Raw genomic sequence first — 24347 nt, forward strand, 5'->3', positions numbered from 1 at the left:
GGTTTGGATAAACGTTTGGATACCAGAGAAAACTCTCACATCTCAAATCTCACATCTAAAATCAATTAACAAGTAAACAATAAATAAAGGATATAAATGGCAATTTTAGCATTTCAAAAACCAGACAAGGTTATCATGCAAAAAGCAAATGATTTTGATGGTACGTTTGAATTTCGTCCGTTAGAACCAGGCTTTGGTGTAACCATTGGTAATGCTCTGCGTCGTATCTTACTTTCATCACTTGAGGGTTATGCAATTACTTCTGTACGTTTTTCGGGAGTAACTCATGAATTTTCAACCATCAAAGGTGTTGTTGAAGACGTAACCGAGATCATCCTGAACCTTAAACAAGTTCGTTTTAAGAAAACAGGTGAATCTGGCGACAGCGAGAAAATATTTGTTATTGTAAATGGCCAGGATGCATTTAAAGCAGGAGATATTACCAAATTCTCTAACAACTTTACTGTATTAAATCCTGATTTGGTACTTTGCAACATGGACCCGGCTGTAACGCTTGAAGTTGAGCTTACAGTAGGTAAAGGCCGTGGTTACGTACCAAGCGAGGAGAATAAAAATCCTGACGCTAACGTTGGTGTTATAGCTATCGATTCGATCTATACCCCGATCAAAAACGTAAAATATACCATCGAAAACTATCGTGTTGAGCAAAAAACCGACTATGAAAAATTAGTATTGGATATTGCTACCGATGGTTCTATCCATCCTGAAGATGCTTTGAAAGAGGCAGCTAAAATCCTGATCCAGCACTTTATGCTGTTCAGCGATGAAAACATGATGCTTGAAGCACAGGCTAAAGAAGAAACTAAAGAGGTTGACGAAGAGATCCTGCACATGCGCAAGATCCTTAAAACTGAATTGGTTGATCTTGACCTTTCTGTACGTGCCCTTAACTGCCTTAAAGCTGCCGATATCCGCAGCCTGGCCGATCTGGTATCGTACGATGTTGCTGACATGTTAAAATTCAGGAACTTTGGTAAAAAATCGTTAACTGAGATCCAGGACCTGGTTAAATCAAAAGGCTTATCTTTTGGTATGAACCTGTCTAAATTTAAGTTGGACGAAGAATAAGATATGAGATGTTAGATTTGAGACATGAGATTTTCTCGCTCTTAAAATCTAACATTTTTTATTTGTAACAAACGAGATTGGGATAATAGATTAGAGAGTTTAATTCTCATATCTAACGTCTCACATCTCAAATCTAACATTTAAGCGAAAGCATAATTCCGAGGGCTTGAGCCTATCGCCCAACGGTATGCACGTGAAATATATAAAACAATGAGACACGGAAACAAAAACAATCACTTAGGCCGTACTACCAGCCACCGCAAAGCGATGCTGGCTAACATGGCAACTTCGCTTATTTTACACAAGCGTATCACTACAACATTAGCAAAAGCAAAAGTTTTACGCGGTTATGTTGAGCCACTTTTAACAAAATCAAAAAGCGATACTACGCACTCTCGTCGTACAGTATTTAGCTACCTGCAAGATAAAGACGCTACTTCGATCCTTTTCCGCGAGGTTGCTGAGAAAATTGCTAACCGCCCAGGTGGTTACACCCGTATCATCAAGTTAGAAAACCGTTTAGGCGATAACGCTGAAATGGCAATCATCGAGCTTGTTGATTACAACACTGTTTACGGTAACGATGCTGCTGCTCCTGCTAAGAAATCAACCCGTCGTCGTGGTGGTGCTGGTGCAAAAGCTAAAACTGCTGCTCCTGTAGCTGCAGAAGAAGCTGTAGTAGTTGAAGATGTTAAAGAAGAACCAGCTGCTGAAGCACCTGCAACTTCTGAAAACGAAGAAAACGCTGAAAAAGGCGAATAATTAATTATTCGTTTCAACAGATACTAAAGCGTCCTGCTCATTGAGCAGGACGCTTTTTTTTGGACTGCTTTATAGAACCATATCTGCGAGCATAGGTTTGGAATCGCGCGCTTTATGAGCATGCATCGTGCGCTGCAACCCCGTGGCTCTGGTGTTCAAATTCTTCGTCAATCCTTTTGCAAAGACACTTTATTCGTGCGGTGATTGACGGTGACGGCGGAAGGTAAGTAGGCCTTCAACGTCATCAATTAATGAAAATCCGCATTTATCCAATATCCTTCTTGATGGCAGGTTATCGGCATACGTATGCACGATGATAGCTCGTACAAATTCATGGTTAAATGCCCATTGTGAAAGCAGTTGCAACGCTTCGGTAGCGAAGCCTTTGTTATGCTGGTTGGCATCGATCATGTAACCTATCTCGGCTTCTCCCTTGTCATTGGGATATCCCGCGAACCCCATGCCGCCGATGACGGTGTTGGTGCTTTTAAGAACGATCTCCCAATCCGTATACCAAAGGTATTTATTGGGAAAGGCGAGCGTGTTGGGCAGCCAGAAATTATCGAAGGCATCATCAATTTCTTTGATATACAATGGATCGACCAGCATGGCCGAAGGGGTTAAGCCGATAGATAGTTCCAGCAGCTTGCGGTTTTGCTTAAGTAACAGTAATTGTTCATGTGTTAACGGTATCATCTTTAACCGTTGCGATTGAATAAAAAACATTGGATGTTTGGAATTAAATAACAATAAAAAACCAGTTCGCTTTTTTTAAGTGAAGGCACAGCCGGTGTGTTGTTGGCTGTTTGTTATACAATTCCAGGCCGTGTAGTGAGCCTGTTGAGTGCGTTAAGTAACAGAGGCGTTTTGTTTGTTGATATAAAAATAAGGATTTTAATCAGAAACCCTGAATACTTTATAAAAACGTAAAGTGCGTTAGGGATAGTAGCGGAAAGCCCACAGCGCGGATTGGGTCTGCGGGTCGGAAAAGGCGAGGACTTGTAGCGGATAGCCCGGGCCGCAGGCAACGCCATTATTCAGAACCGTTGATTAAGGAGATTGCGCTGATTTCACTGATTTTTTTGTTGTCTGAACTCGAATTAGACGAATTAAAGAATTTTTAGAAATTACCATGGCATTCTGCTAACTTCTTAATTCCATAAATTCCGGTTCAGACAAATATCCCCTTCACTCATCAATATAAAACTTGATATCACCAAACGGGCTACGACCTTCCCGCACAAATTTTCCATCTATATTATAAAGGACATCGCCAAAAAGTGTCCGGCCTTTCCTGATCAGGTTGTCGTCAATGTTACAAACCACGTCGCCAAACATTCCCTGGCCTTTTTTAACCACCTTGCCATCTATGGTATACAATATGTCGCCAAAGCGCCCCTGGCCTTTCCGCACGTAGCTGCCGTCGATAGTGTATAGTACTGTTCCAAACCTGTTATTACCCTCCCTGATATATTTCATAGCGGTGTTATAATTACGTGTTTCAAATTAAGAGATAAACTGACAAGTTACAAGTCTGGCAGCAACCTTTTGCCTTTCAACTTTCGCCTTTTACCTCATTCCTCCTGCCAACCTGTCATTGCAAAGTAAGCTATCCTGCCGCCTTGTTCATGAACTGACAATTAGAGGTAATTTTTACTGCCATTGGCATATTGGCACAAGCATTGATAAACAGCAGTGGTAAGTAAACAATAAATAAAAAAGAAAAAACAATCATATATGTCTAAAATAATTGGAATCGACTTAGGAACAACAAACTCCTGCGTTGCTGTAATGGAAGGCAACGAGCCTGTAGTTATAGCTAACAGCGAGGGTAAACGTACTACGCCGTCTGTAGTAGCTTTTATTGATAATGGCGAACGTAAAGTTGGTGATCCTGCAAAACGTCAGGCTATCACAAACCCTACAAAAACCATTTCGTCAATCAAACGCTTTATGGGTAACCAGTTTAATGAAGTTACAAGTGAAGCGGCTCGTGTACCTTATAAAGTAGTTAAAGGTGACAACAACACCCCACGTGTTGAAATTGGCGACCGTAAATATACCCCACAAGAAATTTCTGCAATGATCCTTCAGAAAATGAAGAAAACTGCCGAAGATTTCTTAGGTACCGAAGTAACTGAAGCGGTTATTACCGTTCCTGCTTACTTTAACGATGCACAGCGTCAGGCTACCAAAGAAGCCGGTGAAATTGCAGGTTTAAAAGTTCGCCGTATCATTAACGAGCCTACTGCTGCTGCTTTGGCTTACGGTTTTGATAAAGCACACAAGGATATGAAAATTGCTGTGTTTGACTGCGGTGGTGGTACGCATGACGTATCTATCCTGGAGTTGGGCGATGGCGTTTTCGAAGTAAAATCAACCGATGGTGATACTCACTTAGGTGGTGACGACTTTGACCAGGTAATTATTGACTGGTTGGCAGAAGAATTTAAAAGCGACGAAGGTATTGATCTGCGTAAAGATCCAATGGCTTTACAACGTTTAAAAGAATCGGCCGAGAAAGCTAAAATTGAATTGTCAAGTTCAGCTCAAACTGAAATTAACCTGCCATACATCACTGCTGTTGATGGCATGCCTAAACACTTGGTTAAAACTTTAAGCCGTGCTAAATTTGAGCAATTGGCTGATAGCTTGATCAAACGTACTATCGACCCTTGTAAATCAGCATTGAAAAATGCAGGTTTAAGCACTTCTGATATCGACGAAGTGATCCTGGTAGGTGGTTCAACCCGTATCCCTGCTATCCAGGAAGCTGTTGAAAAGTTCTTTGGCAAAGCTCCTTCAAAAGGTGTTAACCCTGACGAAGTTGTTGCCATCGGCGCTGCTATTCAGGGTGGTGTATTAACCGGTGAGGTTAAAGATGTGTTATTGCTTGACGTTACCCCACTTTCATTAGGTATCGAAACTATGGGTGGCGTAATGACTAAATTGATCGAGTCAAACACTACTATCCCTACTAAAAAATCTGAAACTTTCTCAACCGCCAGCGACAGCCAGCCATCAGTTGAGATCCATATATTACAAGGTGAGCGCCCAATGGCTGCGGGTAACCGTACTATAGGCCGTTTCCACCTGGATGGTATTCCACCTGCACCTCGCGGTGTACCACAAATTGAAGTTACTTTCGATATTGATGCTAATGGTATCCTGCACGTATCTGCAAAAGATAAAGCTACAGGTAAAGAGCAAAAGATCCGTATCGAAGCTTCTTCAGGTTTAACTGATGCCGAGATCAAAAAGATGAAGGACGAAGCTGAAGCAAACGCTGATGCTGACAAAAAGGCAAAAGAAGAAGTTGAAAAGCTGAACGCTGCCGATGCCCTGATCTTCTCGACAGAAAAACAACTGAAAGAGTACGGCGATAAGATCCCTGCTGATAAAAAAGCACCTATCGAAGCTGGTTTAGCTAAATTGAAAGAAGCTTATTCAGCTAAAAACTTTGATGCTATCGAAGCTGCACAAACCGAGCTTAACGCTGCCTGGACTGCTGCATCTGAAGATATGTACAAAGCTTCTGCCGAAGGCGCTCAAGGTGCACCAGCTGGCGATGCCGGAGCTCCGCAAGACAACTCTGACACTGTTACAGATGTTGATTTTGAAGAAGTGAAATAATTAATTTTGTTTCGATAATATAAAGCCCGGTTTGGTTAATTCCAGGCCGGGCTTTTTTGTGGGATGAAGATTCATACATATTCTATACGCCCGTCATTGCGAGGTACGAAGCAATCCCCGAGATGCAGAGCGACTATGCAAGTCTCCCTGTAAAGTAGGGGATTGCTTCGTACCTCGCAATGACGGGTTGAGATTTAGGCTCTGATTAACATTACTTCAACCTCTCCGCTTTTATTCTCAATAATTTCATCTTTTAACCCAATCCCCCCAAACCCGTGCAAAACAAATTTCAATTGCATAAACCGCGATTTAAACTCCCCCTCAACCGCTGACAAACTGATGCTTTTATTCACAGGATCAAAACGGATCACACGTTTATAATAAACACCCTGCTCATAATCATATGACACGCCATCATCTTCATAATAAATAAAACTATTAGCCTCGTTTCCATTCCAAATGTGGACCTGCAATGCCCCATCACCTTTTTCATTGGTACTTTGCACAACACTTTGCATCGGGATAATACTGCCGGCTTTTACAAATACGGGTAAATCCGTTAGTGGGGCGGAAACATTGACTATTTGTTCACCTTCATAAAATTCATTGCTGCTTAACCGGTACCATGAACCTTTGGGTAGGTAAATATCTTCGGTAAGTTTTGTGCTCTTTACCGGAACAACCAGCATGGCATCGCCAAACATAAATTCATTTTGAAAACGCTCATCAAAAACATTTTCATCAAAGCTGTGCTCAATGGCCAATGTGCGACTTACCGGTAAACCAGTTTGATTTGATTGATAAAAGCTGCTGTACAGGTAGGGCAGGAGTTTATACCGTTGTTCAATGTCTTTTTTGATGATCTTTTCATTATCCTTGCCCCATTCCCAGGGCTCACGCATTTTGCTGCCCTGTATGGCATGATTACGGAACATCGGGGTGTAAGTACCCAGAGAGTTCCAGCGTACCATCAGCTCCGGTGTAGGGTTCCCGCTGAACCCGCCTATATCTACGCCAACGAAGCTCATGCCTGTAATACCTAAGCTGTTTACCAACCGCTGCCCCAATAGCATATGGGCATCGGTACCGGTGTTATCGCCCGTCCACACGGCCGAATAGCGTTGTGTGCCGGAGTAAGCGGCACGGGTAAGCACAAAAGGTCGTTTATTACCCAGGATCTTTCTTGTGCCCTCATACGTGGCACGGGCCATTTGCATCCCGTAGGCATTACGCACCTCGGGCATAAACTTGTCGCCAAATTTTACTAACCAGGGAATATTTTGCCCCCAGGCGGCAGGTTCATTCATATCGTTCCAAAAACCTTCAACGCCGGGACCGGTAAGGGCGGTGAAAGCTGCGCCCCACCACTCTCGAACATCCTCCCTGAAAAAATCGGGAAAGTGACAGCGGCCGGGCCATACATAGCCGGTATAATTTTCTCCATCGGGGTATTTGGCAAAATAATCCCGCTCAATGCCCTCATCATATTCTTTATATCCTTGTTCAACCTTTATACCCGGGTCAACAATGGTAACCAGTTTGAAGTTCATCGCCTTCAGTTTATCCAGCAATTGTTTGGGTTTGGGGAAGGTTTTTTTGTTCCAGGTGAAGATCTTGAAATCGTCCATGTAGTCGATATCGCAATACATCACATCGGCAGGGATCTGTTTTTTGCGAAATGTTTGGGCGATGTTCAGCACCTCATCAGCACTCATATAACTCCATCGGCATTGCTGATAGCCGAGGCTCCAGAGCGGCGGCATTTCCATCCGGCCGGTGAGCCAGGTATAATCTTCAATAATTTTGGCAACGCCCTGCGCCCCGAAGAAATAGTAATTCAGATCGCCGCCATCGGCACCGAACCAGCTCGTTTCCTCATCGGTAGATGCGCCGAAGTCGAAATAGCTTTTATGTGTATTATCGAGGAACAAACCATAGGTAAGCCCGCTATGCAGACCTATGAAAAATGGAAAGGTTTTATAAAGCGGATCAGAGTCGGGCGTGTGGTTAGGCGCATCGGTATTCCAGTTTACATAGGCCGCTCCGCGCCTGTCAAGGTTGCCGGTTTTTTCACCAAGACCGATGAACCTTTCGCCTTCAAATAATCGGCGGTAACAGGTTACACGCTCTCCCTGCCAGTTTGTGCCAAAGCGCGCGTCATCCTCGCTTAATGAAATGCCTCCGGCTGTAAAAAAGTTAAACCGCAATGACGATTTCTGAATGCTTAGCTTTAAGGCCGAAGTGGTAATATCAATGTTGGCAGATGATTCGTCAAAGTCAAAATCAGCCAGTGGCTGCCTGACCACCGCAAATGAAGTATCATCGGGATTAAAGTTTTTACTGATATTTACCCTGATAATAGTCGGGCTGTAGATGTAAACCCTCGCTTCGGCTTCGGCGGTTTTGATTGTTAAAATACCCTCTTGTTGTTTAAAGCCCTGTACGTTACCTGCTATTTGTAAATTCATGCCTGTGGTGTACCCGGATAGATAGGGTACTTAAAGGCAACGCCATTTGGTTGGGTTGGTTTTGTTAAATGTGGATTGGCCGGTTATATTTGACAAGGTTATATGTAAAATTCTAAATGAAGGTACTCCACGACATCATGCTTCCCATTTATGCTATGTATAGAGATAAAAGAAATTTTGGCTCTCAGGCAGCTTCTAACGGGGCGAAAACTATATGTGCGGTATTTTTATTTTTAATTTTTAACCTCTTTCGGGATACGTTTGTGTTAATCTTCATTAGCAAGGCCTGCTATAATAAGTACAGGTTAGTTTTTGACAATGACCATTATGTTTTAATTGCTTTGGCGCTATTTCTAAGTGTTTTTTTTATCTCAGGTAAAGAATTGGAAGAAGAACATCAAAGAGTTGAAATTGACAGTTATGCTTCGGCGGTACCCATTATAATATTTATTATCATCATTTTTATTACTTTGGGGTTAAGCCTTCACTTACATGATATTTTTGAAAAGAACCCTTAACTTGGTTACTAACCGAAGAGGGTGTTAATAAAGTCTGATACGGTATTGATTCATGTTTACATGATTAATCTGATACGGACTATGCTTTTCCTGTTTTGAAAACGTTGCACGGATTTTTCTTTTCCATCCTCAAAAACGACCAACCGGCTTTCCCGCCCGATCAACGCCTTGTAATTTTCGACCAACTTGTAAAATGCTGATAATTAGTATGTTTTTAGCGTTTGCCGAGTGCTTTTTGGCATTGGTCTATATTTATAAAGCGCTGGTATAACACTTTTTAGCAGTTAAAATTAATGTTGTTCATTTGATCATTGAAAATAACAAACACAAAATATTAACGATACTTAAAAGCTCAAAATCATGAAAACTTCAATAAAATTATCAGCATTATTCTTCTTATTAAGCGCAGGTGTTTTCGCTACTACAGCTGCTAAAGCAGCCGATGTTACTCCTAAGGCTAAAGACGTTGTATCCTTCCGCGCACTTGATCACGACCGCGGTGTTAAATTAACTATAGCGAAATCAGATATAGGCCGCGCATTTGTACGTGTTTACAGCAAGCAAAATGAGCTTTTACTGAAAGATGTGGTATCAACCAAAACAGATGTTGAAAGAGGCTATGTTTTAACCGGCCTTGAAGATGGTGACTACGTAATGGAAGTTAAAACCGATAACCAGGTGGTTAAGAAAACCCTGCATGTTTACGAAGAAAACAACCAAAAAACATTCTTTATTTACCAGGACTAATTTTTAATTAAGCATATATAAAAGAAGCTCCCGTTCGGTTACCGACGGGAGCTTTGCTTTTTTAATGAGATCAGCGATATTTAGTCCCAAAGTTTTTCAGGATATACGCCGTTAGCTACCAGTTCAGATATGCTTTTTTGAACGATAGGCTTATCTTCTTTATATGTAACACCAAACCATTTTGAACCGGTTGGGATCACTTTAAATGCAGCAGTACCATCTTTGATCAGTTTATCTGCAGCCAATGGGATAAAGAATTCGGCTTTAGGATTGTTTTCGTTAGCAGCAACAAAGTCCACAAACATTTGCTCGCTTTGTTTAAAAATAGCCGGTGTAAAGCCCCAGAAATTCATTGATACACGGGTATCGTTAGGAAGTGCATACTCGCCGGTAGCATCTTTATAAGCTACGCTGCCATCTTCTTTAAAGTAAACTTCGGTACGCTCGTTAATTTCAACCATGTTGCCGTTGTCGTCAACTTTGCACACGCCACGTGATACAGAGCCATAGTCAGACAGGGTACGGTCAATCTGGTAACCGATCAATGAATACAGGTCATCTTTAACTTCGGTAGTTAAAAATTTAGCCATTTTTTCAAATGCATCATAACCATAGTAATCATCAGCATTGATCACGCAAAAAGGCTCGTTTATTTGGTTACGTGCAGCAAGCACGGCATGAGCTGTTCCCCATGGTTTAGCGCGCTCAATTTCTTTATCAATACCGAATTGCTTAAGGTCATAGCTCTGGAAAACATAATCTGTTTCAACACGGCCAGCCAGTTTAGGCTCAAAAATAGATTTAAAGCTATCAACAAACTCTTCGCGAATGATAAATGTAACTTTACCAAAACCTGCTTTTATTGCATCATATATTGAATAATCGATGATAGTTTCGCCATTAGGGCCAAAGCCGTCAACTTGTTTCATGCTACCATAGCGGCTGGCCATTCCTGCGGCCAGTATCAATAAGGTGGGTTTCATAGATAGTTTGAGGGGATTTTATTAAAAATCTGTTTTATGATTAATGTTAATAAGGAATGGATTTCTGCTCTTATTGTTTTACAAATTTCACTTTTGTTATTTGATATACCTGAAATCCTGTCCGGCCTGGATGTTTAAAAGCGACTCATATATCAAACGGATCACGTTGTCAACATCTTCTTTATGAATCATCTCTACAGTGGTATGCATATAACGTAAAGGTAATGAGATCAGTGCCGATGGTACGCCATCATTGGAGTAAGCAAAGGCATCTGTATCGGTACCGGTTGAACGTGATGATGCCTGGCGCTGGAATGGGATCCCTGCTTTTTGGGCACTTTCAATAAGCAGCTTATTCAGATTGTTCTGAACTGCAGGTGCATATGATACTACCGGACCTTTACCGCAGGCCAGATCGCCCTGGGTAATTTTATTGATCATTGGTGTTTGCGTATCATGCGTTACGTCGGTAACAATGGCCACATTAGGTTTTATTTTATGGGCTATCATTTCGGCGCCGCGTAAACCTATCTCTTCCTGTACCGCATTAACTATATATAAGCCGAAAGGTAGTTTTACATTGTTTTCTTTAAGCAAACGGGCTACCTCGGCAATCATGAAGCCACCTGCACGGTTATCAAGTGCGCGGCCAACATAATAACGGTCGTTAAGGATCATAAACTCATCCTCATAGGTGATAACACAACCTACGTGGATGCCCAGCTTTTCAACCTCTTCTTTTGAGGTGCAGCCGCAATCTAAAAAGATATTTTTAAGGGTAGGGGCCTCTTCCTTATCACCGCCGAGGCGGGTGTGGATAGCCGGCCAGCCGAAAACAGCTTTAACCACGCCGTTATCTGTATGGATGTTTACACGTTTTGAAGGCGCAATCTGATGATCTGAACCGCCGTTACGGATAACATATATTAAACCATCATTGGTAATATAGTTCACAAACCATGAAATTTCATCGGCATGGGCTTCAATAACTACCTTATAATCGGCTTTGGGATTGATGATACCAACCGCAGTGCCATAATTATCAACATAATGAGTGTCGATATAAGGTTTCAGGTATTCGAGCCAAAGCTCCTGGCCTTTCCATTCAAAGCCGGTAGGTGAAGGGTTATTTATATATTTTTCAAAAAACGCGAGTGAAGTTTCGTTTACAACAGCTGTATGTTGCGGAGCGTCAGTTTTCTTTTTAGCCATTTTTATTTAAAAGTAATTAAATGGTACTGCAAAATTTCGGCAGTTTGTTATTGGTAGCTAAAGTAACGATTTCATATTAATTAAAGTGTTTTTTTGTTAAAATGTTGGGTCTGGGCCATAAATCAATTAAATTTTAACAATCTTTTAATATACTCCAATATTCGCCCGAAAAAAATTGCGTTAGCATTAAACGTTGTTGCAAATATTTAGTCACAATTAAGGTATTTTTTTGTTTTGATACAAAAATGACCGGGTATTTCATTATGCTTTCATGCTTATGTTATACCTTTCCGCGATATTTAATTTTAATAAAAGTGAAACTATTCAGGCTTACTTGTATCTTATTTGCAGCATGTTTTTTAGCGGCATGCAGTGTACCTCAATATGTAAATGTTCCGGTTGATTATGCACCGAAGCAGACCTTTAACCGGGCAAAAACAACTATAGTAGTTATTAACCACTACATGCCCGATTCAACCCGTAACCGGGGCAAGCGCGTACTTACCACATTTAAAGCTGCTGCCTATACTGCTATAAATAACGCAGCAATCCAGCTGCATGCACTACCGGGTGTAAAAGTTGTTCAACTTGTGGACTCGGTTAATTTTACCGCCAATACCGATTCGGTTAAGTTTTTGGCCAAAAAATATAAAGCAGCTTATGTACTGGCGTTCGAGGATTTTAAGGGGGAAACCAAATGGAAGCAGGATTATTATAACGGCGTACCATCTGTTTACCGGGTATCGGTGGTTAACACAAGTTTTACATTATATGAAGCAAACGGCATCTACTTCAGAAAGCTAAATGGCGAGGCCGAGATAAACGACAGTAACCCATATGGCAATGCATCCAGTTTACTTGCCCACGGAGGCCCATTATTTGATGCCATCCGAAACTCGGCATTGGACGCACTTAAGGATTACCTGCCATATACAGAATACCATGACCGCCCCTTATACGCTAACGGCGATCAGCTGAGCAGCTCGGTTGAACTGATCAAGGCTGGTAAATTTGATAAGGCTTTCCAGATATTAAATCCTCTTATTGATGGGCCTGACTTGAAACTTGCAAGCCGTGCAGCTTATAACCTTGCTGTGGTTTATGAAGCCCAAGGCGATATTGATGCAGCACTTGATGTTGCCAAAATATCCAACCAAAAACAACCGAATGATTTTGCCAAAGCTATTATTGTTGATTTGATGAAAGAGTAATTATACAGATGAAAGCAGAATGCACAAGGCCTAAAGCAGTTGAGGGTTCGGTAGCTTACTTCTTGTTATTCCTGCCCTGGAGAAGGAATGAGTTGTTTTTCGAGGATCTCGTAATCGAAGCCGTTTTTTGTGAAGAGTCGGCCGGTATGCGTGAAGCCGTGTTTTAAATAAAAACCGATGGCCGATACCCGGGCATTGCACCATAATAATGTACCTCCGTTGGTAAGGACAAAATCGGTTATATGCTCCAGCATCGCTTTACCTATCCCTGTTTGTTGAACAGATTCATCAACCGCAAATTTTCTGAACTGCCAATCGTTGTCTTTATTAAAAAGAGATACTACCGCTACGATATAGTTATCTTTAAATGCTGCAAAGTGATAACCGTGGTTATCCTCTTCCATCTCCATTTCATAAAGCTTGCTTTCGGGATATAATATACTTTGCCTTAACCGCCAGGTAAGTTCCGGGCGGATTTGTTCGATGGAGATATTTTTCATTTCGGATTTCGGATGTTCGATTTCGGAATTGGAAGCAAAGATAAACAAATCTGATTTTCTATTGGAGAAGGCACAAGTAATCCCGGCACTGGCAGCCGCACAATACTTGCGCCCGTAAAAATGGGGTTGTAAACCTTTCGCCTTTTACTTTTAGCCTTTCACCTACAATGGAATAAAAAAAACAAATCCGAAATCGAACATCCGAAATCCCAAATTAAAGCGGAATATTCCCGTGCTTTTTCCTTGGGTTGTTCACTACTTTATTTTCCAGCATTTTAAATGCGGCAATCAGTTTAATGCGTGTTTCGGCGGGTTCAATTACCTCATCAATAAAGCCCCGTTCGGCAGCGCGGTAGGGGTTGGCAAAAGTATCCGAATATAGCTGTTCCATCTCCAGCCATTTGGCCTCATGATCTTCAGCTTTGCTGATCTCGCGTTTAAAAATGATCTCGGCAGCGCCTTTGGCACCCATCACTGCAATTTCGGCCGAAGGCCAGGCAAAATTCATATCGGCACCGATGTGTTTGGAATTCATTACATCATATGCGCCGCCGTAAGCCTTGCGGGTGATCACCGTTATCCGCGGCACAGTGGCTTCGCAAAAAGCATACAGCAGTTTAGCGCCGTTGGTGATAATGGCATTCCATTCCTGGTCGGTACCGGGCAAAAAGCCGGGCACATCTTCAAATACCAGCAGCGGGATGTTGAAGCAATCGCAAAAACGCACAAAACGGGCGGCCTTGGTTGATGAATTGATATCCAGTACACCAGCCAAAAAAGCAGGCTGATTGGCTACTATGCCAATGCTCCGGCCTGCCAGGCGTGCAAAGCCAACCACAATGTTTTCGGCAAAATCTTTATGAACCTCTAAAAATGAATCTTTATCAATGATGTGATCAATGATCTCGCGGATATCATAAGGAGTAGAAGCAACTGAAGGTAAAAGCGTGTTAAGTTCGGGCCGCAGCTCATCGCCGCTTTCATAGGGAAGAGGAGGGGCTTTATCCTCACAGTTTTGAGGCATATAGCTCAGCAGGCTTTTGATATGCTGAATAGCTGCTATTTCATTGGCACAGGCAAAATGCGTAACACCCGATTTGCTGGCATGGGTATTAGCGCCACCGAGCTCTTCGGAGGTTACCACTTCATGAGTAACCGTTTTTACCACATTGGGCCCGGTAACAAACATGTACGAGGTATGTTCAACCATTAAAATAAAATCGGTAATGGCGGGAGAATAAACAGCGCCGCCTGCACATGGCCCCATAATGGCCGATATTTGCGGAATAACGCCGGATGCCATGGTATTGCGGTAAAAGATATCGGCATAGCCGCCAAGGGATACCACCCCTTCCTGGATGCGTGCGCCGCCCGAATCGTTCAGGCCAATAAGGGGAGCACCGTTTTTAAGGGCAAGATCCATGATCTTGCAGATCTTTTCGGCGTGAGTTTCGGACAGTGAGCCGCCAAAAACGGTAAAATCCTGTGAAAATACATAGGTGAGCCGGCCGTTTATAGTGCCGTAACCTGTAACAACACCATCGCCGGGATATTTTTCTTTCTCCATGCCAAAATCAATGGAGCGATGGGTAACCAGCATCCCGATCTCCTGAAAGGAACCTTCATCCAATAAAAAATGTAAACGCTCACGTGCCGTTAATTTTCCTTTTTTATGCTGACTTTCAATACGTACAGGGCCTCCGCCCTGCATGGCTTCTTGACGTTTAAGCCTTAACAGATCAAGCTTTTTATCCACAATTCAGGTTGTTAGTAATTGCTTAAAAATAGTAATTATATTGTAAGAAAAGCTTTTGCTTACTTATTCTGATATTTTAATAACGGATTTTTATATATTTGTGTTGATGAAGATCAGGAATAATAAAATATGGGTAGTGGCGCTGTTCATGACCGTCTTTGTAATAAAGATGGGCATTTCGCTTGCTCCCCTGTTTTCATATCTTGATAACAAAACGGTTAGCGCGGTGATCCTTCAATTGGAGCAGGAAAGCAAAGCTGAAAAAGAAAGCCCTGAAAAGGACCTCATGAAGGAAAAGAAAACCTTTGATGAGTATGATCTGCACACCATTAGCTTCATCACCTTCATTACAGAAAGCAAGGTTCTCCACAACCAGGAAAATGCTTTATACAAACAGGTGTACCATCCTGTAGTCCCTACCCCGCCGCCCAACGTTTAAAATGAATTTAACCGGATACTTCCCTATCCGGATAGCAATGCTTTTTAATTCATTTTAAAATTTTACTCAATCTTTCATTCTTATGCAAATCAAGCAAGGTGAGGCTGCTATGGGCAATCTCAACCTGAAAAAATATTTTTTGTCCAAAAACTTAAAAAGGGACATTCCTTCAAGTATTGTAGTATTCCTGGTGGCTTTGCCGCTATGTTTAGGTATAGCGCTGGCATCGGGCGCACCACTTTTTGCAGGTGTGTTAACGGGCATTATTGGCGGGATAGTAGTGGGTACGCTTAGCGGCTCGCAATTAAGTGTGGCTGGCCCTGCGGCTGGTTTAACAGTAATTGTACTTAATGGTATCACATCATTAGGTGCCTACGAAACATTTTTGTTAGCCCTGGTACTTGCCGGTATTTTCCAGATCATTTTGGGCATAGTTAAAGCCGGTACCATTGCCAATTATTTTCCATCATCAGTTATTGAAGGAATGCTGGCGGCCATCGGGATCATTTTGATCATGAAACAGTTTCCGCACGCAGTTGGCTATGACGCTGATTTTGAAGGCGACGAAGGTTTTAGGCAGATTGACGATCATAATACTTTTTCAGGTATAACGCGGGCGTTTGCCCGTATAAACTATGGCGCAGTGATCATAAGTATAGTCTCCCTGGCTTTTATGATCTACTGGCCTAAGTTTAAAAAACTGGCCATTGTACCGGCACCATTGCTGGTAGTTTTGGCCGGTATCGGGCTAAGCCTCGCGTTTTCCGGAACAAGCTTTGCCTTGCTTGATAAGCAGTTTGTACGTATTCCGCTGGTGAATAGCAGCGCTGAGTTTTTTGCGCTGTTTAAATCTGCGGATTTTAGCCAGATAGGTAACAAGCAGGTTTGGATAACGGCTGCCACTATAGCCATTGTGGCCAGTCTGGAAACCTTGCTGAGCCTTGAAGCTGTGGATAAAATTGACCCTATTAAACGCATATCGCCAACCAACCGCGAACTACTTGCTCAAGGTGCGGGCAACATAGTAAGCGGTATGCTTGGCGGCCTGCCCATGACCGCGGTTATTGTGCGTTCATCGGCAAACGTAAATGCCGGTGCGCGTACCAAAATGAGCGCTATTATACATGGTATATTTTTATTGATTGCGTTGCTGGTCATACCGTCCTTAATTAACCATATCCCGCTGTCGTGTTTGGCAGCGATCCTGCTGATGACTGGGTATAAACTGGCTCGTATAAGCCTTTTTAAACATATGTGGCACCTTGGCTTGAGCCAGTTTATCCCTTTCGTTGTTACCATTGTAGCCGTTGTAATGACCGACTTGCTTATTGGTGTGGGCATAGGCATGATGGTAGGGATCTTTTATATTCTGCGTACCAATCTGCGTAATCCTTATTTCTATCATTTTGAAAAAAACGGCAATAAAAAAGTTATCAGAATCAAACTGGCCGAGGAAGTATCCTTCCTGAACAAGGCTGCCATACAGGTAACGCTTACCAGCTTGCCACAAGGTGCCGAAGTGGTGATTGACGGATCAAATTCGAGATATATTGATCCGGATGTGCTGGAGATCATCCACAATTACAAGCACAATGCTTATACAAAAGGCATTATAGTGCAACTGAGCGATGTAAAGGATAAGTACGATGTACCTCCTTTAAAAGAACTGGTTTATAACCCCAACTAAATTTAAAAGACAATGTCAACACAAGAGAATACCAACGGCAAAGCCGTAATAAATACAAACAACATTAAACTGGCTCAATCAGATAGCTATAACACTTTAATTAAAAACAACGCCGCCTGGGTTGAGCGTAAACTGGCCGAAGACAGCGAGTTTTTTACCAACCTTGCTAAAGGTCAAAGCCCCGAAGTACTTTGGATAGGCTGTTCAGACAGCCGCGTGCCTGCTAATGAGGTAACTGGTACTAAACCGGGCGAAGTATTTGTACATCGCAATATTGCCAATGTATGCGCCCACTCGGATATGAACATGCTGAGCGTGCTTGACTACGCAGTAAATGTGCTTAAAGTAAAACATGTTATCGTAGCCGGTCATTACGGTTGTGGCGGCGTTGCCGCTGCTATGAGCAACAAACAATTCGGTTTAATTGATAACTGGCTGCGCCATATTAAAGATGTTTACCGTTTGCACGCCAAAGAGCTTGACGCTATTACCGACGAGGCAGAGCGCGTTAAACGTTTGGTTGAACTGAACGTTACTGAGCAGGTTTACAACCTATGCAAAACCACTATCATTCAAAATGCCTGGAAGGAGCGCCACGACCTTGAAGTACATGGTTGGGTAATTGACCTGGCCAGTGGTTTGGTTAAAGACCTTAAAGTGACCAGCAGCAGCCCTCACAACTTAGGCTATGTATATGAGTTTAATGTTGAAGCGGTAGCTGCGCACTAATATTATTTAATTAGGGCTTCCGACGCTGTAAGGGGCGAAGGGAGGTTTGATTGTTAAGTTGATCCCGGCTTTCAGGAAGTGGCCGGGATTTTTTTGTGCCAAATCCTCCTGGAGAGGGTTTAAAAAGCGGGGTTTGCGCGATTCTCCTTTATAGCCCATAAAAAGACAATAGAGGAGTTTAAGGTGTGGAGGGCTGTGCGATTCCCTCCCTTGGGAGGGTGTAGGGAGGGGTTTCAGCGAGATGCCTTGTCGTTATAAAGGCGTATAAACCCCTCCCTGCCAGCGCGCAATCCTAACGCACCCCTCCCAAGGGAGGGAATTGTCTTTTACTCCCTTGAGAAGGGTGGAGGGTATGTTTAGCAATTCAGTTATTGAATAGCGGGCGAAACCCCTCCCTGCTCTCGCTCTTTGCTCCCGCGCCCTCTCTCAAGAGGGGAATTGAAAAAAGTATTCCCAGGCTGTTTAAATTATTATCCGTTGCATCAAACAAGCCGGCATAAACGCGGTTAAGTTTTTTGTAATTTTAGCAGAAACCTCTGCCGCGAAATATTTATGCTTAAAGCTGTAAAAGATCAACGTACCCTAAAAGAAAACCTGATGCTGGCTTCGTCGACCGCGTTTGTGGCCGGGGTTACCAATGTGGCAGGAATGCTGGCTTTTCTTGTTTTTACATCCAATATAACCGGGCATGTGGCAAACCTTGCCAAGCATATTGTTGAACAGAATTACCACCAGATGATCATTTTTGTAGTTTGGCTGATGATGTTTTTTGCGGGGGCATTTGTATCCAGTTTTATTATTCGCTCGTTTGAAGATAAAAGCCGGTGGAAGGCCAATTCTACCCCAATGATAGTTGAGGCTGTTATTTTATTGATAGTTGCCATTTACGGGCATAACTTTTACAAGGAAACACAACTGGAGCGGGAAATTGTGATCAGTGCTATTTTGTTTTCGATGGGTTTACAGAACAGCCTGGTATCCAATATCTCTGGGGGACTCATCAAATCAAGTCACTTAACGGGCTTATTTACTGACCTGGGCAGTGAGGTGGCCGAATGGTTTCACCCGCGCACAAAAAATACAGAAGCAGCAGGTAATAAAATATTGATCAGGTGTACGGTACTTGGATTTTATTTATTTGGAGGATTGGCCGGCGGTTATTTCTTTAACCTGTATGAGTTTGCCATTTTTTACTTTATCCCCCTTATTTTGCTCACTATAATGTATTACGACATTTCGCCGCTTGCATTGCATAAACTAAGCCGTATGTTTGCACCGGGCAAACGCCAAACCGCATCTTAAAACATCAATCTTAAAAAATTATGAGTTCTCAAATTCATGACACCAGTCACATAACCTATGAAGGTTTACTGGAAGGAAACAAAAAGTTTATTGAAGGCGCTTTAGCCGAAGATCCAGAATACTTTGATAAGCTGGCAAACGGTCAAAAACCACCGGTACTATGGATTGGCTGTGCCGATAGCCGCGTACCTGCCAATCAGATCACCAATACTGCCCCCGGCGAGATCTTTGTGCACCGCAACATTGCCAACATGGTTATCCACTCGGACATGAACATGCTGAGCGTGCTTGACTACGCCGTTAATGTACTTAAAGTAAAGCATGTAATAGTAACCGGCCATTACGGCTGTGGTGGTGTTAACGCCGCGATGGGTAATAACCAGTTCGGCCTTATTGATAACTGGCTGCGTCACATTAAAGACGTTTACCGTTTACATGCCGATGAGCTTGACGCCATAACCGACGAAACTGAGCGCAGCAACCGCCTGGTTGAATTAAATGTGATTGAAAACGTGAACAATCTTTGCAAAACATCCATTGTGCAAAACGCCTGGACAAATGGGCAGGAGCTTTCTGTTCATGGCTGGGTTTACAGTTTAAGCACCGGCGCTATCAGCGATATGAAGGTAAGCACATCCAGCAACGAAAAGATGGATGCTGTGTTTAAGTTTAAATAAGAAGAGAAGCAACACAGCAAGATTCAAGAATTAAGAATCAAGAAGTCAAGATTCAAGAGAAAAAGATTAAATAAAGGAGAATATACACAAAACGTCATTGCGAGGTACGAAGCAATCCCAAACTAATACAGATCGGCTCTGTAGGTCGGGGATTGCTTCGTGCTTCGCAATGACGTTTTTATTTGAGGTCATCTATTTAAAGAAGCTCATTCTTGCTTCTTTAATTTTGACTTCTTGCTTCCTGAATCCTGACTTCTTGACTCTCTTCTAAACTTCCTTCGCCAAAAACGGATACCTGTAATCTTTTGGTGGATCAAAGGTTTCTTTGATGGTGCGTGGTGATACCCAACGTAACAGGTTGATCATTGATCCCGCTTTATCGTTAGTGCCTGATCCCCTGGCACCGCCAAATGGCTGCTGACCAACTACTGCACCTGTCGGCTTGTCATTAATATAGAAGTTACCTGCCGCGTTGCGTAAACGGGTGGTAGCTTTCTCAATAGCATACCTGTCTTGCGAAATGATTGAGCCTGTAAGCGCGTAGATGGATGTTTTATCTACAATGTCAAGGATTTCATCAAATTTATCGTCTTCGTAAACGTAAATAGTAAGTACCGGGCCAAAAAGCTCCTCGCACATGGTTACGTAATACGGGTCTTCAACTTTCAATACAGTTGGCTCAATGAACCAGCCCTGGGTTTTGTCATAGCCGCCACCTGCAACAATTTCAACACCTTCGTCAGCTTTGGCTGCATCAATGTATTTGGCCAGTTTATCAAATGATGCTTCGGTGATAACAGCGTTAACAAAATTCTCAAAATCCTCTACCGGGCCAATTTTAAATGAGGTGATGTCGCGCTGCATGTTTGCTTTAACCGCAGGCCATAATGAGGCCGGGATATAAGCCCTTGAAGCAGCCGAACATTTTTGGCCCTGGTATTCAAACGCGCCGCGAACAAGGGCCGTACTTACCACGTCGGCATTAGCACTTGGATGGGCAAGCACAAAGTCTTTACCACCGGTTTCGCCTACAATGCGTGGGTAGGTTTTGTATTTGTGAATATTGGTACCAATTGTTTGCCAAATGTTCTGGAATACCTTGGTCGATCCGGTAAAGTGGATCCCGGCAAAATCAGGGTGGTTAAAGATCACCTCGCCTGCAACAGGGCCATCAACATAAATGAGGTTGATAACGCCATCAGGTACGCCGGCTTCTTTAAAGATCTTCATGATCACATTAGCAGCATAGATCTGCGGGTAAGCAGGTTTCCAAACCACCACGTTGCCCATCATGGCTGCTGATGCAGGTAGGTTACCGGCAATAGCAGTAAAGTTGAAAGGCGTTAATGCAAACACGAAACCTTCCAACGGGCGTTGTTCTACCCGGTTCCAAACGCCTTTGCCTGATACAGGTGGCTGTTGTTTGTAGATCTCGGTCATGTATTCTACGTTAAAACGCAGAAAATCGATCAGCTCACATGCCGAATCAATTTCGGCCTGGTAAGCATTTTTCGATTGGCCAAGCATAGTTGCTGCATTGATCTCGGCACGGTATGGTCCGGCTATCAGTTCGGCAGCTTTCAGGAATATGGCAGCGCGTTGTTCCCATGCCAGGTTTTCCCAGTCGGCCTTGGCTGCAAGGGCAGCATCAATAGCAGCAGTAACATGGCTTGCATCGCCTTCGCTGAAAGTAGCGAGTAAATGTTTATGATCATGCGGCGGACGAATTTCCAGCTTGGTGCCGGTACGTACTTCTTTGCCGCCAATGTACATAGGTATATCTAATTGTTGGGCACGACCGGCTTCTAAAGCTGCCTTAAGCGCCACACGCTCCAAACTCCGCGGGCCGTAATTTAAAACGGGTTCATTTACCGGTGCCGGAACATTAAAAAATCCTTTAAGCATAGATGGGTAATTTATGTTGCCGCAAAGATAAGGATTTTGAGGGGGAAGGTTGGGTAGGGGAATGTCAAAATGTAGTAGATGTTGGTTAGCTTATTTTCTATTATAGGTTAGTGATTATTAAATTTATTATTTACATTTAATAATTGCTAATCAATATTTTAACATAAACTATCACAATTCATATGTTTTTCTTTTACGATGACGGTCTTGATGAGGACAAAAAGAGAGATATAGCATTTCAAACTGTAGTCGGCATAAGAGATACTATAAATCTGGCTAAGAAACAACAGCAGCCTGCTACTTATGAGCAATCTTTACGGTTGATCTATGACTTAGATCCTGAATTATACAGGGATTTCGACCGAATATTAACAGAAAAAAACGACAATGATATAGTAAAATTATATAGAGAGGAAGCAAAACTTCAGAGTGAGATCAGTGGAAAAAAGATTGAGCCAGAAGATCTCATCGAAAAAGAAATTGATCGTCTTAAAACCTTAAAATCTGATGCTGAAGCGAAATTACAGGATGTAAAGCACATAAATAGGCGAATTGCGCAGTTATATAGTGCAATCGAAAATTTAAAACCAAGACATTTAACAGAAAACGCAATTCTAATTCGAGATTTTGCTCAACTTGATCATTCAACAGTGTTTGGGGAAAAAATAATGTCGGATTATAAGTATGTAGATTATGTGCTACAAAAAGACAGATTTCTCAGATTACGTTTATTACATCCAGACAGAGAGGAGCATATAACAGGTGCCGACTTGATTTATGAGCAGTATGATTTAATAAATAATAAAGTAAGATTTGTTTTTCTTCAATATAAAACATGGGATAATAGTGGAATACTATATTTCTCGCAGCATGAAAATTTGAAGCCCCAACTGCTCAAATTAAAGACTACTTTATGCGACTGTGAATTTTGCGATCCCCCAATATCGGAAGACTTTAATTATAGGATGCCTTATTGCTGTGCTTTTTTAAGACCGACAGATAAATTGCAAATAAAAAACAGCAAAATGGTGTCAAGTGGATTGCTAATACCAGTTTGTAAATCTTTAGTTTATAGCGATAAGCAAATCAAATTGGATAAACGAGAATTAAAATATGAAACCTTAAATCATTATGTATTTGAAAAAATGTTTAATAATAATTTGTTAGGCAGTCGATGGTTTGATGCCGATGATGTAGAGGAGTTTTATAAGGAAAAACTTATTTTGGAATCTCATGATACCTTGAAGATATATGCTCGTGAGTTCGTTAATTCAAAGGTTCCTGTATTATTGGATGACAATGATGAACCGCCATTTTAAAAAATCTTATAATTTGAAATGCAGCTCACTCCAATCGACTATTTCTATCTCACCAAAGAAGAGCCCAACAAAAGCTGTCTTCTTGCCCTGCGGGATATTATCCTGACACAAGATCCGGATATCACCGCCGAGTGGAAATATAACATGCCATTTTTTTACTATAAAGGCAAAATGTTTTGCTACCTGTGGGTGCATACCAAAAAGCAATGGCCGTTTTTAGGAATGGTTGAAGGGAAACACCTGCATCATCCCGATCTTACTTATGAAGATCGTGCACGTATCAAGATCATGGTTTTTAACCCGATGGAAGACCTGCCCATTGATACCATTCGTTTTATTTTGAACGAGGCTCTTGACCTGTATAAATCCGGTTTGATAAAATTGCCAAAGAAGAAGCGATAAATTTTTATGTATAGACGCATAATTGCGTCTCCGATTATGCAAGACCGTAAACAGTTAATTACCTTGCATTCGGGAGACGCAGTTATGCATCTCTACGGTATTTATAGAAGATGACCATGACCATCGAAACCCTTCAATCCATTTGCCACAAGCTCCCTGGTGTAACCGAAGATATTAAACTGGGCGAACACCTGTGCTTTAATGTTGGTGGCAAATCATTCCTGTTTACCTACCCTGACGGTGTGCCGCCTTCAGCCTCGTTCAAAGTACCTGCCGAGAATTTTGAAGAGATCATCTCCAAGGAAGGCCTGGAACCACAGCCTTACATTGCCCGGTACAAATGGGTGCTGGCACGTGATATCAGTAGTTTAGGCCAAAAAGAATGGGAGCATTACATCAGGCAATCGTACAGGCTTATTGCTGATAAGTTACCGGGGAAGGTAAAGAAGGAATTGGGTTTGTAAAACAATAAATAAACAGCTTGTCATTTTAGACAGGGCAGAGATGGACATGTGCGTCGAGGCGAAAGAGAAATCTTGTACGCCATGCAAATCCGGTAAGCATGGTGGTTTATCCTGGCTTACAAGATTTCTCACTCGTTCCTTGTTTCGAAATGACATTTTTATTTGAGATTTAACAAAAAAACCTTTCATTGCAAAGCAATGAAGGGCAAATGATATGCTATTCAAAAGTCTCTTGCTGCCGCAAGCGTCCTCGCTTGTGGCCCGCGTTTAAGTTGAACTGAAGCTCAACCCGGTGCATAACTTAGCATGATACCCACAAGCGAGGACGCTTGCGGTAGCGATGAAATCTTATACGCCCTGCTGAACGGTCATGAACAGTTCCTCTTGCTGCCGCAAGCGTCCTCGCTTGTGGCCCGCGTTTAAGTCGAACTGAAGCTCAGCCCGGTGCATAACTTAGCATGATACCCACAAGCGAGGACGCTTGCGGTAGCGATAAACGGGTATAAATAATTAAGGGTTTTGCGTCGCAAAACCCTTAATTATT

At 42.4% G+C, this 24347-nt stretch carries 22 protein-coding genes; 14 read left to right on the plus strand and 8 right to left on the minus strand.

The annotated features are described in order from the left end of the window. The first annotated feature begins 96 nt into the window (after positions 1-96). The gene (locus MTO98_RS04480) at positions 97-1089 is read left to right on the plus strand and encodes a DNA-directed RNA polymerase subunit alpha (protein WP_090529218.1); all 993 of its coding nucleotides are present in this window, start codon (positions 97-99) and stop codon (positions 1087-1089) included. Between the two features lie 210 nt (positions 1090-1299). Continuing rightward, positions 1300-1851 carry a 50S ribosomal protein L17 gene (rplQ, locus tag MTO98_RS04485; protein ID WP_243485410.1) on the plus strand — a complete coding sequence of 184 codons (552 nt, stop codon included), beginning with the start codon at positions 1300-1302 and terminating at the stop codon, positions 1849-1851. Between the two features lie 189 nt (positions 1852-2040). On the opposite strand, the gene MTO98_RS04490 is transcribed toward rplQ, so the two are convergent. Further along, positions 2041-2547, minus strand: a complete 507-nt coding sequence (locus MTO98_RS04490; protein ID WP_243485411.1) for a GNAT family N-acetyltransferase — start codon at positions 2545-2547, stop codon at positions 2041-2043. Positions 2548-3039: 492 nt separating this feature from the next. Beyond that, complete coding sequence (locus MTO98_RS04495) at positions 3040-3330, minus strand: hypothetical protein (RefSeq protein WP_243485412.1); 291 nt, start codon at positions 3328-3330, stop codon at positions 3040-3042. 258 nt (positions 3331-3588) lie between these two features. Here MTO98_RS04495 and dnaK point away from each other — a divergent pair, with 258 nt between their 5' ends. After that, positions 3589-5484 (plus strand): molecular chaperone DnaK, encoded by a 1896-nt coding sequence (gene dnaK / locus MTO98_RS04500; RefSeq protein ID WP_243485413.1) that lies wholly within the window; start codon positions 3589-3591, stop codon positions 5482-5484. A 194-nt stretch (positions 5485-5678) separates the two neighbouring features. Here the strand turns inward: dnaK and MTO98_RS04505 are convergent, their stop codons facing one another. Beyond that, positions 5679-7952 carry a glycoside hydrolase family 31 protein gene (locus MTO98_RS04505; RefSeq protein WP_243485414.1) on the minus strand — a complete coding sequence of 758 codons (2274 nt, stop codon included), beginning with the start codon at positions 7950-7952 and terminating at the stop codon, positions 5679-5681. Positions 7953-8089: 137 nt separating this feature from the next. On the opposite strand from MTO98_RS04505, the gene MTO98_RS04510 reads away from it, so the two are divergent. Together MTO98_RS04510 and MTO98_RS04515 are read left to right on the plus strand one after the other, a co-directional pair. After that, complete coding sequence (locus MTO98_RS04510) at positions 8090-8470, plus strand: hypothetical protein (protein WP_243485415.1); 381 nt, start codon at positions 8090-8092, stop codon at positions 8468-8470. 360 nt (positions 8471-8830) lie between these two features. Further along, positions 8831-9217 (plus strand): hypothetical protein, encoded by a 387-nt coding sequence (locus MTO98_RS04515; protein ID WP_243485416.1) that lies wholly within the window; start codon positions 8831-8833, stop codon positions 9215-9217. An 80-nt stretch (positions 9218-9297) separates the two neighbouring features. Here MTO98_RS04515 and MTO98_RS04520 read toward each other — a convergent pair whose 3' ends face one another. After that, positions 9298-10200 (minus strand): sugar phosphate nucleotidyltransferase, encoded by a 903-nt coding sequence (locus MTO98_RS04520; protein ID WP_243485417.1) that lies wholly within the window; start codon positions 10198-10200, stop codon positions 9298-9300. A 96-nt stretch (positions 10201-10296) separates the two neighbouring features. Further along, positions 10297-11412: a M42 family metallopeptidase gene (locus MTO98_RS04525; RefSeq protein WP_243485418.1), complete on the minus strand. Its 1116-nt coding sequence runs from the start codon at positions 11410-11412 to the stop codon at positions 10297-10299. Positions 11413-11726: 314 nt separating this feature from the next. Between MTO98_RS04525 and MTO98_RS04530 the strand changes: the two genes are divergently transcribed. After that, the gene (locus MTO98_RS04530; protein ID WP_243485419.1) at positions 11727-12623 is read left to right on the plus strand and encodes a DUF6340 family protein; all 897 of its coding nucleotides are present in this window, start codon (positions 11727-11729) and stop codon (positions 12621-12623) included. A gap of 65 nt (positions 12624-12688) precedes the next feature. On the opposite strand, the gene MTO98_RS04535 is transcribed toward MTO98_RS04530, so the two are convergent. Next, a complete protein-coding gene (locus MTO98_RS04535) occupies positions 12689-13123 on the minus strand; it encodes a GNAT family N-acetyltransferase (RefSeq protein ID WP_243485420.1) in 435 nt (144 codons plus the stop codon). A gap of 214 nt (positions 13124-13337) precedes the next feature. Next, a complete protein-coding gene (locus tag MTO98_RS04540) occupies positions 13338-14834 on the minus strand; it encodes an acyl-CoA carboxylase subunit beta (RefSeq protein WP_371825423.1) in 1497 nt (498 codons plus the stop codon). Positions 14835-14985: 151 nt separating this feature from the next. Between MTO98_RS04540 and MTO98_RS04545 the strand changes: the two genes are divergently transcribed. The 5 genes from MTO98_RS04545 to can (MTO98_RS04565) all read left to right on the plus strand — a co-directional run bounded on the left by MTO98_RS04545 (position 14986) and on the right by can (MTO98_RS04565) (position 19713). Then, the gene (locus tag MTO98_RS04545) at positions 14986-15318 is read left to right on the plus strand and encodes a hypothetical protein (protein ID WP_243485422.1); all 333 of its coding nucleotides are present in this window, start codon (positions 14986-14988) and stop codon (positions 15316-15318) included. Positions 15319-15400: 82 nt separating this feature from the next. Beyond that, the gene (locus tag MTO98_RS04550; protein WP_371825404.1) at positions 15401-17005 is read left to right on the plus strand and encodes a SulP family inorganic anion transporter; all 1605 of its coding nucleotides are present in this window, start codon (positions 15401-15403) and stop codon (positions 17003-17005) included. Positions 17006-17017: 12 nt separating this feature from the next. After that, positions 17018-17734 (plus strand): carbonate dehydratase, encoded by a 717-nt coding sequence (gene can / locus MTO98_RS04555; RefSeq protein WP_243485423.1) that lies wholly within the window; start codon positions 17018-17020, stop codon positions 17732-17734. 552 nt (positions 17735-18286) lie between these two features. Next, positions 18287-19036 (plus strand): YoaK family protein, encoded by a 750-nt coding sequence (locus MTO98_RS04560; protein ID WP_243485424.1) that lies wholly within the window; start codon positions 18287-18289, stop codon positions 19034-19036. 20 nt (positions 19037-19056) lie between these two features. Then, positions 19057-19713, plus strand: coding sequence for a carbonate dehydratase (gene can, locus MTO98_RS04565; RefSeq protein WP_243485425.1), 657 nt, complete (start codon positions 19057-19059; stop codon positions 19711-19713). 267 nt (positions 19714-19980) lie between these two features. Here can (MTO98_RS04565) and pruA read toward each other — a convergent pair whose 3' ends face one another. Continuing rightward, positions 19981-21618 (minus strand): L-glutamate gamma-semialdehyde dehydrogenase, encoded by a 1638-nt coding sequence (gene pruA, locus MTO98_RS04570; protein ID WP_243485427.1) that lies wholly within the window; start codon positions 21616-21618, stop codon positions 19981-19983. Between the two features lie 182 nt (positions 21619-21800). Between pruA and MTO98_RS04575 the strand changes: the two genes are divergently transcribed. The 3 genes from MTO98_RS04575 to MTO98_RS04585 all read left to right on the plus strand — a co-directional run bounded on the left by MTO98_RS04575 (position 21801) and on the right by MTO98_RS04585 (position 23803). Further along, positions 21801-22937 (plus strand): hypothetical protein, encoded by a 1137-nt coding sequence (locus tag MTO98_RS04575; protein ID WP_243485428.1) that lies wholly within the window; start codon positions 21801-21803, stop codon positions 22935-22937. Positions 22938-22955: 18 nt separating this feature from the next. After that, entirely contained in the window at positions 22956-23339 is a 384-nt protein-coding gene (locus MTO98_RS04580) for a DUF1801 domain-containing protein (protein ID WP_243485430.1), read from the plus strand. 116 nt (positions 23340-23455) lie between these two features. Beyond that, positions 23456-23803 (plus strand): MmcQ/YjbR family DNA-binding protein, encoded by a 348-nt coding sequence (locus tag MTO98_RS04585; protein ID WP_243485431.1) that lies wholly within the window; start codon positions 23456-23458, stop codon positions 23801-23803. The last annotated feature ends 544 nt before the right edge of the window (positions 23804-24347 follow it).

The organism is Mucilaginibacter sp. SMC90, from assembly GCF_022811725.1.
Lineage (GTDB): Bacteria > Bacteroidota > Bacteroidia > Sphingobacteriales > Sphingobacteriaceae > Mucilaginibacter.

Bases quoted from the DNA above. Each gene is read 5' to 3' on its own strand.
- MTO98_RS04480 (WP_090529218.1), top strand. From the start codon at position 97: ATGGCAATTTTAGCATTTCAAAAACCAGACAAGGTTATCATGCAAAAA.
- rplQ (WP_243485410.1), top strand. From the start codon at position 1,300: ATGAGACACGGAAACAAAAACAATCACTTAGGCCGTACTACCAGCCAC.
- MTO98_RS04490 (WP_243485411.1), bottom strand. From the start codon at position 2,547: ATGATACCGTTAACACATGAACAATTACTGTTACTTAAGCAAAACCGC.
- MTO98_RS04495 (WP_243485412.1), bottom strand. From the start codon at position 3,330: ATGAAATATATCAGGGAGGGTAATAACAGGTTTGGAACAGTACTATAC.
- dnaK (WP_243485413.1), top strand. From the start codon at position 3,589: ATGTCTAAAATAATTGGAATCGACTTAGGAACAACAAACTCCTGCGTT.
- MTO98_RS04505 (WP_243485414.1), bottom strand. From the start codon at position 7,952: ATGAATTTACAAATAGCAGGTAACGTACAGGGCTTTAAACAACAAGAG.
- MTO98_RS04510 (WP_243485415.1), top strand. From the start codon at position 8,090: ATGCTTCCCATTTATGCTATGTATAGAGATAAAAGAAATTTTGGCTCT.
- MTO98_RS04515 (WP_243485416.1), top strand. From the start codon at position 8,831: ATGAAAACTTCAATAAAATTATCAGCATTATTCTTCTTATTAAGCGCA.
- MTO98_RS04520 (WP_243485417.1), bottom strand. From the start codon at position 10,200: ATGAAACCCACCTTATTGATACTGGCCGCAGGAATGGCCAGCCGCTAT.
- MTO98_RS04525 (WP_243485418.1), bottom strand. From the start codon at position 11,412: ATGGCTAAAAAGAAAACTGACGCTCCGCAACATACAGCTGTTGTAAAC.
- MTO98_RS04535 (WP_243485420.1), bottom strand. From the start codon at position 13,123: ATGAAAAATATCTCCATCGAACAAATCCGCCCGGAACTTACCTGGCGG.
- MTO98_RS04540 (WP_371825423.1), bottom strand. From the start codon at position 14,834: ATGCAGGGCGGAGGCCCTGTACGTATTGAAAGTCAGCATAAAAAAGGA.
- MTO98_RS04545 (WP_243485422.1), top strand. From the start codon at position 14,986: ATGAAGATCAGGAATAATAAAATATGGGTAGTGGCGCTGTTCATGACC.
- MTO98_RS04550 (WP_371825404.1), top strand. From the start codon at position 15,401: ATGCAAATCAAGCAAGGTGAGGCTGCTATGGGCAATCTCAACCTGAAA.
- can (WP_243485423.1), top strand. From the start codon at position 17,018: ATGTCAACACAAGAGAATACCAACGGCAAAGCCGTAATAAATACAAAC.
- MTO98_RS04560 (WP_243485424.1), top strand. From the start codon at position 18,287: ATGCTTAAAGCTGTAAAAGATCAACGTACCCTAAAAGAAAACCTGATG.
- can (WP_243485425.1), top strand. From the start codon at position 19,057: ATGAGTTCTCAAATTCATGACACCAGTCACATAACCTATGAAGGTTTA.
- pruA (WP_243485427.1), bottom strand. From the start codon at position 21,618: ATGCTTAAAGGATTTTTTAATGTTCCGGCACCGGTAAATGAACCCGTT.
- MTO98_RS04575 (WP_243485428.1), top strand. From the start codon at position 21,801: ATGTTTTTCTTTTACGATGACGGTCTTGATGAGGACAAAAAGAGAGAT.
- MTO98_RS04580 (WP_243485430.1), top strand. From the start codon at position 22,956: ATGCAGCTCACTCCAATCGACTATTTCTATCTCACCAAAGAAGAGCCC.
- MTO98_RS04585 (WP_243485431.1), top strand. From the start codon at position 23,456: ATGACCATCGAAACCCTTCAATCCATTTGCCACAAGCTCCCTGGTGTA.